Raw genomic sequence first — 15196 nt, forward strand, 5'->3', positions numbered from 1 at the left:
CCGCCCTCGTGCGGAGGGGTCCGGGGAGGGCCGCACGGTCAGGCCGAGGGCCTGGCGTTCGTGGCGCGCCGGCGCATGCGGATCGCTCCGCCCGCGACGGCGCCGCCGAGGAGCAGCGCGCCGAGGACGAGCTGACCGTCCGAGGAGTCCGTCTGCTCGGCCGCCGCGGCCCAGCCGTAACCGGCGTCCACAGCGCCGTTCGGCCGGCCGGAGACCTGGTAGGTCACCGTCTGCTTGATGCGCGGGGGGCACTTGAGGGTCACCGTGTCCGTGCCCGAGGCGGCGTCCTCGGGCACCTGGAAGGTCCCCACCAGGGTGCCCGGCCGTTCGCCCTGGAAGAGGTGGAACTGGCCGGCCGTCTCCGACTCGCCCTTGCCGTAGGTCTCCTTGCCGCACGCGGACGTGGTGACGGTGACGGTGGTGCCGGGGGCTGCCTTGGCCGGGAAGATCCGGGCGTCGCCTGCAGCCCCTCCGACCGCGGGCTCCGCGGCGGCGGCGAGGGCCGCGGGGCCGGACAGGACCAGGGTTCCCACGACCAGGACGGCCTGCAGAGCGGTACGTGCGGGAATCATGCATCTCTCCTTCGGCGGAGCCCGCCGGCTCGTCTGCCGGAAGGGTGCTGTGCTCCATGCACGAGGGAAAGGCCGGCCGGTGATCACCGCAACGCGAGGACCGCCCCCGGTTGTCCGCCGGACGGGTGCTCCTCGGCCCCCGTTCGCCCGGTCGCCGCAGGTCACAGCGGTGACCACGGTCCGTCACATATGACGCAGCCTCAGGTGCGAACGGGCGAGGCGGACTTCACCGTACGCCCGAGGGAGAGGCCGGCTCCCCGCGACCGGCTCCCCGCGGCCGGCTTCCCGCGTCGGGGGTCCCCGGGCCGGGGAGGGACGGTGGACACCCCGATCGGCCCCGGCCCACCCGGGCGATCACCGGTGGCGGGGCGGAACCCGCGCTCATAGCTTCGCGATATGACCAGACGACAGATCGCCCTCCTGGCGTGCGCCACCGCTCTCGCCGCCACGGGGCTGGGTGCCGCCGCACCGCCACCTGAGAGCCGCTCGATCCACCGGGTGATGCCCGGGGGGTCCATCCAGAAGGCCGTCGACGCCGCCAGGCCGGGCGACACGATCGTCCTGTCCCCCGGCACCTACCGCGAGAGCGTCCGGATCACCACCTCAGGGCTGACCCTGCGCGGCGCGGGCGGCCTGCCGACCGTCCTGGAGCCCGGCGCCGGCACCGACACCTGCGCGAAGGCGGGCAACGGCATCTGCGTGACGGGTACCGACGGACACCCCGTCGAGGGCGTCACCGTGCGCTCGGTGACCCTCCGGGGCTTCGCCAGGAACGGGCTGTGGGCCTCGTGGACCGACCGGCTGAAGGTCCAGCAGGTGATCGCCGAGAGGAACGGCACCTGGGGCATCGCCCAGGAGAGGTCCGTACGCAGCACGGTGCTCCGCAACATCGCCCGCGACAACGGCGACGCCGGCCTGTTCCTGGGCAACACCCTCGACCAGGAGCAGGGCGCCGCCGACACGATGGGCACCCGGGTCAGCGAGAACCGGGTGACCGGCAACCGGATCGGCATCACGGTCCGACGGCTGCGCAATCTCGCCGTCGAGCGCAACGAGGCGAGCGGCAACTGTGCCGCCGTGTTCGTCGTGGGCGACGAGTCCGCACCCCGGGCGGGCGCGATGAGCGTGCGCCGCAACAACATCCACGACAACAACAAGCTCTGCCCGAAGACCCCCCGGCTGCCGGCCCTGCAGGGCTCGGGCATCGTCCTGACCGGCGCGGAGGAGACCGTCGTCGCACGCAACAGGGTCGTGGACAACGTGGGCAGCTCGCCGTTGTCCGGCGGGATCGTGCTCTTCAAGAGCTTCGTGGGCGTCGTCAGCGAGCGGAACGAGATCCGCGACAACGTGGTGCTGCGCAACGGCAGCGCCGACCTGGCCAACCGGGACCTCGCGGGAACGGGCAACACCTTCCGCGGCAACACCTGCCGCGTCTCCGAGCCCGCGGGTCTGTGCTGACCGCGCGACGTCCTCCCCGCCCCTCATTCACCCGCCTGCCGGAACCGGCTCGGCACGACAGCAAAGGCACAGCGAGACATGACGACTCTTGATCCGGCTCCCCCGCCGCCCATGCGGCTGAGGGAGCTCGTCTTCGGGGCGGCCGCCGCCGCCGCGGTACGCGCTGCCGCCCGTCTCGGCGTGGCCGACGCCCTGGGCGACGAGCCCATGCGCGTGGAGGACCTCGCCGCCGCGGTGACGACCGAACCGGCCACCCTGCGGCGGCTGCTGCGCGCGCTGTCCAGCCAGGGGGTGTTCACGGAGCGGCCGGACGGCACCTTCGCCCACACCGAGATGTCCCGCCTGCTGCGCGAGGACGATCCGCACAGCCTGCGCTACATCGCGCTGTGGTGCACGGAGCCCTGGACGTGGGACGTGTGGCCCCGGCTCGACGAGGCGGTGCGTTCCGGCCGGAACGTCTTCGAGGACGTCTACGGGCGGGAGTTCTTCTCCTACCTCAACGAGGACGCGCCCGAGTCCGCCCATGTGTTCAACCGCGCCATGACCACCTCCAGCGAGCAGTCGGCCCGCGATGTCGCGGCACTGCTCGACCTGGGCGACGCGACCTCGGTCGTGGACATCGGCGGCGGTCAGGGGCACGTCCTGGCGAGTCTGCTGGAGAAGCACCCCGCGCTGCACGGCACGCTGCTCGACCTCCCGGCGGTGGTCGGCAACGCCGACGCGCGGCTGCGCGAGGGCGGTTCGCTGGCCTCCCGGGTCCGGATCGTGCCCGGCGACTGCCGCGAGGACATCCCCGTCCGGGCGGACGTGTACATCATCAAGAACATCCTGGAGTGGGACGACGAGAGCACGCGCAGGACGCTGCGCAACATCCGCGAGGCGGCGGCCCCCGGCGCACGCGTCGTCGTCATCGAGAACCTGGTGGACGACACCCCGTCGATGCGGTTCACGACGGCGATGGACCTGCTGCTGCTCCTCAACGTCGGAGGGGCCAAGCACACCCGGGCGAGCATGGTGGAACGGCTGACCGGCGCCGGACTCGTCCTCGGCGAGGTCCGTCCCGTCAACGCGTACCTCCACGCCTTCGAGTGCACCGTGCCCGTCTGACCGGGCGGTCCCCCCTCCTCCGTGCGCACCGGCCCCCGCGGCCGGTGCGCACTCCTGTGCCACCGGCGCTGCGGGCCGGGCCACGAACGGGCCGGATGCCGGGCGGGGCCGGGCCACGGACGGGGAGGAGGGCAGGACGGGGAGGAGGGGGGAGGGCAGATGCCCGGCCGGGGAAGAGGGAAGCGGCCCGGCCGGGGAACCCGGAAGGGGTCCGGGCACTTTCGAGGCCGCCGGCTCCGTGGACGGAGCCGGCGGCCTCGGCGTCGCTGCCGGGTGGGGCCTCAGGAGCCCGGCGCCCGCTCCCAGCGGTAGAAGCAGTGGGCCATGGCGTCCTTCGGGCTGCGCCAGGTCTCCGGGTCGTACGGGCTGACGAACGCCGAGAGCTGGTCGCTGATGGTGCGGAACTCCCGGTGCCCCGCGGTCCTGGCGATGGCCGGCGCCGGGTCCCGCTCGGACTCGATGAGGTGCAGGTACACGTCGCCGAACTGGAACAGGCTGCGCCGGTTGACGCCGACGAGGTGCGGCAGCTCACCGCGGTCGGACTCGGCGAACACCTCGGCGATCGACGGCGCCGAGCCCGGCGCCATGCGGGCGACGATCAGTGCGTGGTGCATGGACGTCCTTCCTGGGGTGCCCGTCAGGCGGACGCGACCGGGGCGTGGCCGCGCTCGCGCGCGGCCAGCACGATGCGGTCCCGGATGAGGGCCATCTGGGTGCGGGAGTTGCGGTTGATGTTGTCCGTCATCCACGTGTCGTCGACCGGGGCGTCGGGCTTCATGGCGAAGTCCTGGATCCAGCGCATCTGGACGCCGCCGGGCAGCTCCGTGTACTCCCACCGGATGTTCATGTGCGCGAACGGTCCGGTCTCGACGCGGTGGGCGCGGACGATCCGCCTCTCCCGGTCCACGGTGCGCTCGGACACCCAGCTCCAGACCGTCCCGTTGTCGTCCGGGTGCATGGTCAGCCGGAAGGTGGTCGTGTCGCCGTCGCGTGAGAGCACCTCGACGGAGGCGTACTCGCTGAAGAGGTCCGGCCAGCGCTCGATGTCGTTCGTGATCTCCCAGACCAGGTCGAGGGGAGCGTCGATGGTGATGCTGTTGTCGGTGTGTCCGGTCATGTCAGCGCCCCGCCTTCAGGACGTCGTTGACCAGGACGACGAACTCCGCCGGCGTCTTGCAGCGCTCGGCGTCGTTCGGGAGCGACACGCTGTAGCGGTTCTCCAGCTCGCCCACGATGCCCAGCAGGCCGAGCGAGTCCACCCCGAGGCTGCCGAAGTGGTTCTCCGGGTTCTGGGCGAGCTGCTGCGGGTCGACGGTCACGCCGGCCGACTGCTTCATCAGCGCGGCCAGTTCGTCGAAGGTCAGTTCCTTGGTGATCACTGTGTCTCTCCTTCTCCGCCCGGTCCTACCGGGCGGCCTCACCGCGGCGCACGACCAGCGCCGCGTTGGATCCCATGAGTCCCCGGCTGAGCACGAGGGCCGTGCGCAGTTCGGCGGGGCGCGCTCGGGACATCACCAGGTCGAGGTCGTGGCAGATGTCGAGCACATTGGGGGTGGGGGGCACCAGGCCGTGCTCCATCGCGAGCACCGCCGCCGCCGTGTCCAGCACGGACGCACCGCAGTAGGCGCGCCCGATGCCGGTCTTGGGCGCCGTCACCGGCACCCGGCGGGCGTGCGCGCCCAGGGCGTCGGCGATGGCCAGGGCCTCGGCCCGGTCGGCCTCCGGCACGCCGAGGGCGTCGGCGAACACGACGTCGACCTCCTCCGGCGCGCAGTCGGCCTCGTCGAGGGCGACCCGGATCGCCTGGGCGAGCCCTTCGCGGGACTCCGGCCAGCGCGAGGCGCCGGTGAAGGTGGCGCCGTGGCCGGCCACGAAGGCGCGGACGGTCGCTCCCCGGTCGAGCGCGCGCTGCTCGTCCTCGACGACGAACATGGCGCCGCCCTCGGCGGGGACGAAGCCGCAGGCGCCCTTGGTGAACGGGCGGTAGGCGCGGGCCGGGTCCTCGACGGTGCTGAGCTCGGGGTATCCGAGCTGGCAGGCCATCGAGTACGGGGCGAGCGGCGCCTCCGCGGCGCCGACGACCACGGCGCCGGTCCCCCGCCGGACGGCGCGGGCCGCGTGGGCGAGGGAGTCCAGGCCGCCGGCCTCGTCGCTGGCGACCACGCCGCACGGCCCCTTGAAGCCGTGCCGGATGGAGATCTGTCCGGTGCTCGCGGCGTAGAACCAGGCGATGGACTGGTAGGGGCCGACGAACTTGGATCCCTGTCCCCAGAGTTTCTGCAGCTCGCGCTGGCCGAACTCGCCGCCGCCCGATCCGGCGGCGGTGACCACTCCGATGGCGTAGGGGTCCTTCCGGCCGTGCTCGCCGCCGAGGCCGGCGTCGTGCAGGGCCAGTGCCGCCGCCGCCATCGCGTAGTGGGTGAAGCGGTCGGTCTGGACGAGGAAGCGCTCGTCGATCAGGGCGGAGGCGTCGAAGCCCTCGACCTGTCCCGCGACCTTCAGGGGGAGGTGCTCGCACCCCTCCCGGGTGATCCGGTCCAGGGCACCGAGTCCCTCGCGGACCGACTTCCAGTACGCGTCGGCGCGCAGCCCGTTGGGGGCGATCACGCCGATCCCGGTGACGGCCGTGCGCCGTGGCCGTTGACTGCTCATCGTGTCCTCCCACCCGGCCCGGTCAGGAGTACGGCGGACTGGAAGCCGCCGAAGCCGCTGCCTACGGAGAGCACGTTCCTCAGCTTCCGGGGGCGGGCGGTGCGCGGCACGTAGTCCAGGTCGCACTCGGGGTCGGGGGTCTCGTAGTTGGCCGTCGGGGGCACCACCTGGTGCTTCAGGGCGAGCACGCAGGCGGCGACCTCGATCGCGCCGATCGCCCCGAGCGAGTGCCCCACCATGGACTTGATGGAGCTCATGGGCGTGTCGTACGCGTGGGAGCCCAGGGACAGCTTCACGGCGGCCGTCTCGTGCCGGTCGTTCTGCCGGGTGCCGGAGCCGTGCGCGTTGACGTAGTCGATCGCCGTGGGGTCGGTCCTGGCCTGGGCGAGCGCGGTGTCGATCGCCCGGGACATCTCCAGCCCCTCGCTGGTCAGACCCGTCATGTGGTAGGCGTTGCCGTACGTGGCGTAGCCGCTGATCTCGCAGTAGACGTGCGCTCCGCGGGCCCGGGCGTGCTCGTACTCCTCCAGGACGAGGACCGCCGCGCCCTCTCCCATGACGAAGCCGTTGCGGCGGTTGTCGAAGGGCTTGGAGGCGTGCTCGGGGTCGTCGTTGTCCGGGGAGGTCGCCTTGATCGCGTCGAAGCACGCCATCGTGATCGGGGAGATCGGCGAGTCCGACGCCCCGGCGATGCACACGTCCGCCCGGCCCTCCTCGATGGTGTGGAAGGCGTAGCCGACGGCGTCGAGACCGGAGGTGCAGCCGGTGGAGACGGTCTGCACCGGACCGCGGGCGCCGAAGCGTTCCGCCACGACGGAGGCGAGGGTGCTCGGCGAGAACGCCAGGTGCAGTTTCGGCCGGGCGGCCCCGTGGTCCACGTCCCACCGCTGTCCGCGCTCGCTGACCAGGACGTAGTCGTGCTCCAGGCGGGTCGTGCCGCCGACGGCACTGCCCAGGGACACGGCGACGCGCCAGGGGTCCTCGGCGTCGGTGTCGAGACCGGAGTCGCGTACGGCCTCTCCCGCGGCGGCGACGGCGAACTGGACGTACCGGTCGGTGTGCTCGGTCAGTTCCGGGTCCAGGCCGTGGGCGAGCGGATCGAAGTCGCACTCGGCGGCGATGCGCGAGCGCAGGCCGGCCGGATCGAACAGGGTGATGCCCCGGGTCGCGGTCCGGCCCTCGGAGAGCAGGTCCCAGAAGGCCGCCGCGCCGTCCCCGCCCGGGGCTATGACCCCGATGCCGGTGACCGCCACGCGCCGGGTCACTCGAGCGCCCCCGTCCGCGCGGCCGCGTGGCCGTGGTCGCCCTCGCACCCGTGCGACCCGGTCGCGACGGGCTCGGCGTCCTCGGTGGCCTCGGTGTCGACGTGCCCCAGGCTGGGGCGCGGGGCGAGCGGTCCGAGGTGGAAGACCATGCGGGCCTCCACGTCGCCGACGTTGCGGAAGCGGTGCCGCACACCGATGGGGATCAGCAGCCCCTGATCGGGGAGCAGGGTGTGCGTGTCGCCGTCCAGGTCCACCTCGAAGTGCCCCTGGACCACGTACACGAACTCTTCGGAGTACGGGTGGTAGTGCTCGCCGATCCGCTCTCCCGGCTGCACGATGGCCAGGCCCATGAAGCCACTGGTGGAACCCACCGTGGCCGGCGTGAGCACGGCCCGGATGTCACCTCCGCGTCTGCGGTTGGGCTCCGTGTCGCTGAGGTTCACGATGTGCGGGAGCTGCTTGAGCATGGTTGATACCTCCGAGTGTGCGCTGACGGGTGGGGAGGCCGGGCGGAGGGCCGCGGTCGTCCGCTCAGGAGTCGCCCGAGGTCCGGTCGGTGACGGGCAGCATGTCGGCGTGCGACAGCAGCCGGTTGATGTTGCGCTCGTTGTCCAGGGCGCCCTCGACACCGATGGCGGGACCGTCGAGCAGACGCTCCAGTTCCGAGGCCTTCCCGGCGCCCTTGACGCCGAGGGAGGCGACGGGGTCCGCGTCGAGGTCGGCGGTGAGGTCGATGAGCCGCACCACGATGTCGTCGCGCGAGAAGAGGGTGCTGCCGTACACGGGGCTCTTCGGGTCCTCCGCGGCCTTCTGGTCCTGCTCGGCGAGCAGCCGGGCCAGCTCCATGCCCCGGCCGGGCTTGGCCGGGTAGTACAGGGCGTGCCGGCGCAGCCCGGCGGGCGTCGGGCGGCCGGAGACCACGTGGTGCACGGCCGGGAGCGCGGCGCGGGTGAAGAACACGCGGGCCGACTCGGGGTCGGCGAGGTCCCGGTCCTGCTCCAGGTAGGGGTTGATGGCCTCCTCGACCGCGCGGACGCCGGGCTGCCGGGCGACGTGGCGCAGCGCCGCGAGCAGGTCGCCCTCCACCTCGACGGCCCGCACCACCCGGTTGCCGTGCATGAAGAGCGAGGTGCGGCGCAGCCGGGTGTTCTCGTCGACCTGGGCCTCGGGCGACTCGTAGCCGGCGAGGAGCTCGGCGACCTTCGACTCGGAGCCCGGCTTGACGGTGAAGGTGAGCGCGTGGCGGGTCACGCCGTCGCCCTCCCGAGCCGTCCGCACGGCCGCGAGGGTCTCCGGCGTGGCCGGCAGCCGGGCTCCGGTCTCGCGGAGGATGCTGTAGCGCATCGACCGGGTGTCCCGGACGCAGCTGTGCATCGGCTTGACGGTGTCGACGTGCTCCTCGCTGTTGACCCAGGCCAGGAACGGCGGAGCGCTCTCCCACTCACTGGTGATGAGCCACTGGTTGGGGTTCTCGATGGACTGGCACAGCTGGTCGCTGATGTGTCCGGGGACGTCTGCGACCTGCCGGCGCATCACCTCGTACGCCTCGAGGAACTGCTGCTGGGCACCTTCGTACAGGTCGAGCAGCAGGATCACCCGCAGCCGGGATCCGTCGAACGCCGATTGCGAGGTGCGGGCCGTGGTGGTCGCGGTGGTGGTGGTCATACGACGCGTCTCTTCTCTTCTTCGAGAGCGGGGAGGGACGGTCCGGCTCGTGCGGCCGGGGTCGCCGTCATGTTCCGATGGTTGACGCGGTCCGGCGATCCCAGCGAGTCCCACGGCGCGGATGAGTGAACTACGCGTCATTCGGGTGCCCCTCGCGGGCGGCGCGGCCCGGGGAGGGCATGAATCTGCAACCCATCCCCGACGCGCGTCGCAGGTGACGCGGGAGGACCAATGAACCGAAGTGCACCGGCCGGCGATGAGATCGGGCACCGTACGCCCGTGCTCATCGTCGGCGGCTCCCTCGTGGGTCTGTCCACCTCGCTCTTCCTGGGGCGTCTCGGCGTGCCGCACACCCTCGTCGAGCGCCACTCGGGCACGTCGATCCACCCGCGTGGGCGGGGGAACAACGTGCGCACCATGGAGGTGTTCCGCGGCGCCGGGGTGCAGCAGCGCATCAAGGAGGCCGCGTCCGTCCTGGGCGCCAACAACGGCATCCTGCAGACGCCGACCCTGGTGGGCGAGGCCGGCGAGTGGCTGTTCAGGAAGATCGACTCGGACGGCAGTCTCGGCCGGTTCAGCCCCGCCGAGTGGTGTCTGTGCAGTCAGAACGACCTCGAACCGGTCCTGTTGGAGAGCGCTCGGGAGCTGGGCGCGGATCTGCGCTACTCGACCGAGCTGATGTCGTTCGAGCAGGACGCCGACGGCGTGACGGCGCAGGTCAAGAGCCGTGAGACGGGCGAGCACACCACCATTCGGGCGGATTTCCTGGTCGCGGCCGACGGCCCGCGCAGCCCCGTGCGCGAGCGGCTCGGCATCGGCCAGACCGGCCCGGGCGACCTGTTCCACAACGTGAGCATCACGTTCGTCTCCCGCGGCCTCGCGCCCCTCGTGGGCGACCGCCGGTTCATCGTCTGCTACCTGACGAACCCGGAGGCCGACGGGGCGCTGCTGCCCGTGGACAACGGCGAGCGCTGGGTGTTCCACGCCCCGTGGCATCCCGAGCGGGGCGAGACGCTGGAGGAGTTCACCGACGAGCGCTGCCGGGATCACATCCGGCGGGCCGTGGGGGTGCCGGACCTGGACGTGGAGATCACGGGCCGGGCCCCGTGGCACGCCGCCGAGCGGATCGCCGAGCGCTACGTGGCCGACCGGGTGTTCCTCGCGGGCGACGCGGCCCACGAGATGCCGCCCACGGGGGCCTTCGGCTCCAACACCGGCATTCAGGACGCGCACAACCTGGCCTGGAAGCTGGCCGCGGTGCTCGGTGGCTGGGCCGGTCGCGACCTGCTCACCTCGTACGACACGGAGCGCCGGCCGGTCGCTGAGGCGACGAGCGCCCGCGCCTCCTCGCGCTCGGTCGAGCACAGCCACCCGGGTTACGCCCCCGGTCCGGGAGCGGGCGGCCCTGGTGGAAGGACCGGCGGGATCCTCAACGTGGCCCTGGGCTACCGCTATCCGCACGGCGCGGTCCTGGGGGCGGACGTCACGGTGCCGGTCGTCCCGGACGGCCTGCGGCTGACGGGCGAGCCGGGCAGCCGTGCGCCCCACCTGTGGCTGGACCGCGCGGGCACCCGGATCTCGACGCTCGACCTCTGCGAGCGGTCCCTGGTGCTGCTGAGCTCCGCGAACGCCGCCGGCGGCTGGCACACCGCGGCCGCACGGGTGTCGGAGCGCCTCGCGGTGCCGGTCGACTCGTACCGGATCGGTACCGGTGGCGGCGCGGAACTGGCCCCGGAGGACGGCGTGGACTGGGCCGCCGCGTACGGCGTCACCCGGGACGGCGCGGTGCTGGTCCGCCCGGACGGGTTCGTCGCCTGGCGGTCCGACGGCGCGTCGGAGGATCCCGAGGGCGCCCTGCGGGCGGCTCTCACGGCGGTCCTCGCGCTGGACTCCCGGCCGGGCCGGGGCGCCCAGAGCAGGCGCTGACGCCCGGCGGACGCCGAGGATCACGGCCCCCGGCGAGAACGACGCCGCTCCTCCGCCGCACGGATGCGGCGGAGGAGCGGCGTCGTCTCCGGGTCCTGCGGGGTCAGTCCGTGGCGGCCGGGAGGCTGTCCATGAAGGAGCTCACCGAGAAGACCGCGTTGCCGGGGCCGGCCGGGCCGTAGCCGGGGGGCGAGCTGAGGCCGTGGGACTCCATCGTCGCCCGGTAGGCGTCGAGGAGCCGGATGTGGTACTCCAGCGGCGCACCGGCGGGGTTGGCCTTGCCGAGCGGGGTGGTGGGCTCGGGGCACCAGGTCGTGAACCGGGGCGTGATGCCGCGGGACATGAAGTACTCCAGGCCCTCCGTGGTGGAGGCGATGGCCTCGTCGACCGTGGTGAAGCCGAAGGGCTCGGCCATCTCCACGCCCGCCACGAAGTTGGGGATGACGTTGCGCGGGCCGAAGACCTCGGCGGAGTCGAGGATCCGGCGGTGCCACTCGTCGCGGCCCACGTACCTCTCCTTGCCCGGGCAGTACAGCTCGAACAGACGCTTGTCCCACACCTCGTAGTTGGGGTGGTAGATCTGGATGCCGTAGTCCTTGAAGCGCTGGACGTCAGCCTTGGGCAGGGCCTGGGCGACGACCTTGCCGATCCAGCGGCCGGGGAAGCGCTCCTCGATGGCCTGGGCGTACTGGCCGTAGAAGTCCGCCTCGTCCTTCCCGCCGACCTGGGAGGTGACGGCCCCGCCGGTGAGGGTGTAGGCGGTGGAGGCGCCCGTGGTGTCGTACTTGTCGATGATCGCGAGCGCCTCGAGGACCTCTTCCACGTCCTTCACCCCGGTGTAGGGGCGCCCGGCGGCCTTGTGCTGGCGCCAGTTGTGGTTGATGTCGCAGTACTGGCACTCCTCCTTGGCGCCGAAGTACTGGCAGACCCGGAAGACGGTCAGGTAGATCAGGTAGCCCCACTGGATGGTGGGGGCGACCTCCATGACCGACTTGCCGCTGGCGAGGGTGTGGCGGTAGTACTCGGGCATCGGCGGGAGGCCGACGTCGGCGATGCGGTTGCCGTCGAGGTAGAGACCGAGCATGCCGTCCTCCCCCGCGGCGACCCGGTAGGGCGATGCGGGGTTCACCCGCACGGACACGACGGTGCGCCGGAGCCCGTACGGGCCGCCCGTGAGGACGATCTCCTCGGGCGGGCGGCGCAGGGCGGCCTGGCCGAGCTCGGGCAGGGTGCGGTGGTCGAAGGAGAAGATGAAGTACGACTTGGGCTTGACCTCGCCCGATGCCTCGTCGCCGGAGTCGGTGAGGGCCGAGTCGTCGAACGCGATGCCGCCGCGCAGCAGGTCCTCCTTGATCACCGCCTCCTTGGGGACGTGCGGGAAGCGGTGCATGAGGTCTTCGACCTCGTCGGTGCGGCGGATCATGCGCGAAGACATCTCCTCGGTCGTGCGGTCGCGGGCTGCGTGGGCCTTGGTGTCCACCCTAGGACGGCTCCGGCGGGCCCGGCATCCGCCCCCGGTCCCGGTCGGTCTCCGTCGCCGGGCGGACGGCCCGGTCAGCGGCCCAGGACGACCTGGTGCCCGGTGACCTCCAGCTCCAGCCCGTCCGGGTGGGAGCGGGCCGCGGTGAAGTCGATGTTCCGGGGCAGGGGGACCCGCCAGGTGTACGTGGCGCCGCCGAGCTCGGGGACCCGCAGCTGGAACTCGTCGGCCGCGACGGCCACGCTCGCCGCCGTGTCCAGCGGCCTGCCCTCCCAGTTCCCGGTGATGCGCAGCGCGGCCTCCTGACCGCCCGCGGTGCTGCCGGCGGCCGGCACGACGGTGAGGGCGCCGCCCTTGCCGAGCAGCCGCGAGACGACTCCGGACAGGTCCTCGTAGCCGATGGTGACGCGGCCGGTGACCAGGTTGGCGCCGGCGCTGCGGGCGCTGAGCGAGGACGCGGTCAGGTCCTGCAGGTCCAGGTCGAGCTTCCGCACGTTGAGGTGGTCGCCCTGGGCGTTGACCGTGGTGTTGACGGAGAAGTTCCCGGCGCTCAGGGTCACGTGGTCGAGGCTGAGGTCCGCGGCCTGGGTGAGGAAGGGGAAGCCGTGGATCGAGACCTCGGTGAAGCCGTTGGTCGACCCGGCCCCGTAGCCGTACCTCTCCTCCGCGAGCGCGACGGCCTCCTTCTCCGCGTAGTGCACCGCGATCCGGTCCACCGCGACGAACAGCCCCGCGAGTACGACGACCATGATCACCAGCACTTTGACCCAGCGCCGCTTCATTCCGTGCTCCCCCCGTGTGTGCCGTGCCCGCTCGCTGCGGGCACCGGCTCACCCGATCCTAGAAGTTGCCGTAGTTGACCTGCCACGTGGGCAGCCCCATGCGGCGCCAGACGGCGACGACCCGGTCCCGGTCGTCGAGGGACACCCGGACGGCGTAGCGGTGGCGTACGTGGGCGTCGAAGAGCTCGGCCTTGACGAGGTCGTCGGAGCGGCCGTCGCCGGAGGCCCGCATCCACAGCTCGTCGTACGGCACCTCGTAGCGCTTCAGCCAGGCCTCGGTGAGCTCCCGGTGGTCCTCGCTGCGGCCGGAGAGCAGCACGATCCGGTCCTGGTGGGCGGCGCGGAAGGCCCGCAGGGCCTCGCGGACCGGGAGGTTGAGCAGGTCGAGGCCGCAGCGGGTGAAGTCGTACGGCCCGCGGTCGCCGCGCAGCGCGAGGGTGCCGTCGATGTCGCAGAGGACGGCACCGGGCAGCGCCGGGTCGGCGACGTACGGGGTGACGCCGGGGCGGTCGTTGAGCCAGGCGTCGGTGAGCCGCCAGCCGCCGCGGGTGGCCTTGGCGTGCTTGCCGGCGAGGATGCGGATGATCTCCTCGCCGACCGGCCGCTCGCGGGCGGCGTCCCGGCGGACGCACTCGTCGACGGGCACGTCGGTGTAGTCGTGCACCACGAAGGTGGCCTCGCGCCCGGCGACGGCGGCCTTGAGGCGCTTCGGGATGTGCGGGGTGAGGTGCGTGTTGTCGACGACGACGTCGAAGCCGTCGTCGACGGCGGCGCGGACCGCCGCGTCCTGGATGCCGAGGACGGTCTGCTCGTGGGCGGGCGAGCGGCGGTCGCCCGGCACGTCCAGCATGGTGCGCAGGTCGTCGAGGTTCACCCGGCGCATCCGGCCCTCGGACCGCTCCTGCAGGGCGCGGGCGGCGGTCGTCTTGCCGGAGGCCGGCAGTCCGGTCATGACGTGGACCACGGGCACGGTCAGTTCTCCTCGTCGGTGGTGAAGGGGTCGGCGGCCTCGGGGCGGAGGGCGCGCCAGAGCATCAGGTCGGTGCGGCGCCCGTCGAGGCGCAGGAAGACGGCGGAGCGCAGCTGCCGGTCGGGCAGCTGTGCGGCGGCCCGGGCGAAGGCGCCCCGGTCGTCGGCGAGGTGGGCCAGGGAGGCGTACGCCTCGTCGACGGCCCGCTCGCGCGCCGCGAAGTCCTCCTCCAGGCGGGTGATCACGGACCGCACCCAGGCGTCGAACTCGTCGGGCACCTGCTCCAGGAGGGCGTCGAGGGGACGCCCGCCCGCGGAGCGTATCCCGCCGAGCTCGGCCATCGACAGGCCGAGGCCCTGGGCCAGGATCCTGGCGGAGACGCCGGCGAAGCGCTGGATGCCGTGGCCGCGCCAGATGTCGCGCTCCGTGACACCGGTGAGGACCTTGTGGAGGCGTACGTACTCGGCGATCTTGGCCTTGGCGCGGACCCCGGAGGAGAAACGCAGCACGAAGCCCTCGGCGTCCATGCCGCTGGCGGGGCTGCCGTCGGGCAGCGTGTTCGTCTCGGTCAGCTTCAGGAGCTCGTCGAGCGGCATCGGCGGGTGGACGGTGACGACCGAGCCGATGCCCTGCCAGGCCGTCGCGGCCTCGGCGAGCGGGATCTCGGTGCCGTCGGGTCCGTGGGCGGCGAGCAGCACGAGGTCCCGGCGGGCGCCGTAGTCGACGACGATCCGGTTCTCCGGGTAGACGATCTCCGTCAGGTACGTCACGCCGGCCACGAGGGCCGTGGTGTCGGCGGCGTCGAGGCGGCGCTGGGCCCACGTGGCCTGGGTGCTGACGAAGGACCCCTTGGAGGCCACCCGCCACCGGCCCTCGTAGTGGAAGACGACGCCGAGGCTGCCGTCGACCTTCTCGTACACCTCGAACGGTTCGTCCGGGAGCGCGGGCGCGTACGGGCGCCCGGAGTCGTGCTCGGAGACGTTGAAGAACTTGGGCAGCGGCAGGGCGACGATCCGTCCGGTGCGGTCGTCGGCGACGAGACCGCGGCAGCGGGTGGTGACCTCGTTCCAGACGCCTTCGTACTGGCAGACCCGCGTGTACGTGTAGATCGACAGCGGCAGCTCGGGGTGCGCCTTGCGGGTCACGTGCCCGGCTTCGACGGCGGCGGCCAGCCGGTGCGGCGGCAGCAGCGCGTCGAGCATCAGATACGCCTGGCTCATGGGTTCCCTCCCCTGTTCAAGGCGGCCCATTCTTCTGTGCGTTCGCGCCCCTGACCAGCGAATTAGCGGACCGGGTCGGGCAGGGGGCGCTCCCGGCGG

Annotated in this window: 15 protein-coding genes; 3 read left to right on the forward strand and 12 right to left on the reverse strand. The window is 72.5% G+C overall.

What is annotated here, in order from left to right:
• Positions 1 to 38: 38 nt before the first annotated feature.
• Positions 39 to 572 (reverse strand): sortase, encoded by a 534-nt coding sequence (locus tag ACGF1Z_RS01585; protein WP_392998700.1) that lies wholly within the window; start codon positions 570 to 572, stop codon positions 39 to 41.
• Between the two features lie 396 nt (positions 573 to 968).
• Between ACGF1Z_RS01585 and ACGF1Z_RS01590 the strand changes: the two genes are divergently transcribed.
• A complete protein-coding gene (locus ACGF1Z_RS01590; RefSeq protein WP_392998702.1) occupies positions 969 to 2030 on the forward strand; it encodes a nitrous oxide reductase family maturation protein NosD in 1062 nt (353 codons plus the stop codon).
• Positions 2031 to 2108: 78 nt separating this feature from the next.
• Complete coding sequence (locus ACGF1Z_RS01595; protein WP_392998704.1) at positions 2109 to 3137, forward strand: methyltransferase; 1029 nt, start codon at positions 2109 to 2111, stop codon at positions 3135 to 3137.
• Between the two features lie 281 nt (positions 3138 to 3418).
• Here ACGF1Z_RS01595 and ACGF1Z_RS01600 read toward each other — a convergent pair whose 3' ends face one another.
• From ACGF1Z_RS01600 to ACGF1Z_RS01630, 7 genes are all read right to left on the reverse strand, one after another.
• Complete coding sequence (locus tag ACGF1Z_RS01600) at positions 3419 to 3751, reverse strand: TcmI family type II polyketide cyclase (protein WP_392998706.1); 333 nt, start codon at positions 3749 to 3751, stop codon at positions 3419 to 3421.
• 23 nt (positions 3752 to 3774) lie between these two features.
• A complete protein-coding gene (locus ACGF1Z_RS01605; RefSeq protein WP_392998708.1) occupies positions 3775 to 4254 on the reverse strand; it encodes an SRPBCC family protein in 480 nt (159 codons plus the stop codon).
• A 1-nt stretch (position 4255) separates the two neighbouring features.
• Complete coding sequence (locus ACGF1Z_RS01610; protein ID WP_392998710.1) at positions 4256 to 4516, reverse strand: acyl carrier protein; 261 nt, start codon at positions 4514 to 4516, stop codon at positions 4256 to 4258.
• A gap of 25 nt (positions 4517 to 4541) precedes the next feature.
• The gene (locus ACGF1Z_RS01615; protein WP_392998712.1) at positions 4542 to 5789 is read right to left on the reverse strand and encodes a ketosynthase chain-length factor; all 1248 of its coding nucleotides are present in this window, start codon (positions 5787 to 5789) and stop codon (positions 4542 to 4544) included.
• On the reverse strand, positions 5786 to 7054 hold the full coding sequence (locus ACGF1Z_RS01620) for a beta-ketoacyl-[acyl-carrier-protein] synthase family protein (protein ID WP_392998714.1): 1269 nt from the start codon (positions 7052 to 7054) through the stop codon (positions 5786 to 5788). Before ACGF1Z_RS01620 ends, ACGF1Z_RS01615 begins: the two co-directional genes overlap by 4 nt.
• Positions 7051 to 7521: a cupin domain-containing protein gene (locus ACGF1Z_RS01625; protein ID WP_392998716.1), complete on the reverse strand. Its 471-nt coding sequence runs from the start codon at positions 7519 to 7521 to the stop codon at positions 7051 to 7053. The genes ACGF1Z_RS01620 and ACGF1Z_RS01625 overlap by 4 nt, the downstream gene beginning before the upstream one ends.
• A gap of 64 nt (positions 7522 to 7585) precedes the next feature.
• Complete coding sequence (locus tag ACGF1Z_RS01630; protein WP_392998718.1) at positions 7586 to 8719, reverse strand: SchA/CurD-like domain-containing protein; 1134 nt, start codon at positions 8717 to 8719, stop codon at positions 7586 to 7588.
• A 231-nt stretch (positions 8720 to 8950) separates the two neighbouring features.
• Between ACGF1Z_RS01630 and ACGF1Z_RS01635 the strand changes: the two genes are divergently transcribed.
• Entirely contained in the window at positions 8951 to 10645 is a 1695-nt protein-coding gene (locus ACGF1Z_RS01635) for an FAD-dependent oxidoreductase (RefSeq protein WP_392998720.1), read from the forward strand.
• A gap of 103 nt (positions 10646 to 10748) precedes the next feature.
• Here the strand turns inward: ACGF1Z_RS01635 and ACGF1Z_RS01640 are convergent, their stop codons facing one another.
• From ACGF1Z_RS01640 to ACGF1Z_RS01655, 4 genes are all read right to left on the reverse strand, one after another.
• The gene (locus tag ACGF1Z_RS01640; protein WP_392998722.1) at positions 10749 to 12068 is read right to left on the reverse strand and encodes a radical SAM protein; all 1320 of its coding nucleotides are present in this window, start codon (positions 12066 to 12068) and stop codon (positions 10749 to 10751) included.
• Between the two features lie 131 nt (positions 12069 to 12199).
• Positions 12200 to 12907 carry a DUF2993 domain-containing protein gene (locus ACGF1Z_RS01645; protein WP_392998724.1) on the reverse strand — a complete coding sequence of 236 codons (708 nt, stop codon included), beginning with the start codon at positions 12905 to 12907 and terminating at the stop codon, positions 12200 to 12202.
• 58 nt (positions 12908 to 12965) lie between these two features.
• Positions 12966 to 13877 carry an AAA family ATPase gene (locus ACGF1Z_RS01650; RefSeq protein WP_392998726.1) on the reverse strand — a complete coding sequence of 304 codons (912 nt, stop codon included), beginning with the start codon at positions 13875 to 13877 and terminating at the stop codon, positions 12966 to 12968.
• 2 nt (positions 13878 to 13879) lie between these two features.
• Positions 13880 to 15097: an RNA ligase gene (locus ACGF1Z_RS01655; RefSeq protein ID WP_392998728.1), complete on the reverse strand. Its 1218-nt coding sequence runs from the start codon at positions 15095 to 15097 to the stop codon at positions 13880 to 13882.
• Positions 15098 to 15196: the final 99 nt, after the last annotated feature.

This window comes from Streptomyces sp. NPDC048018 (assembly GCF_043202995.1).
Lineage (GTDB): Bacteria > Actinomycetota > Actinomycetes > Streptomycetales > Streptomycetaceae > Streptomyces.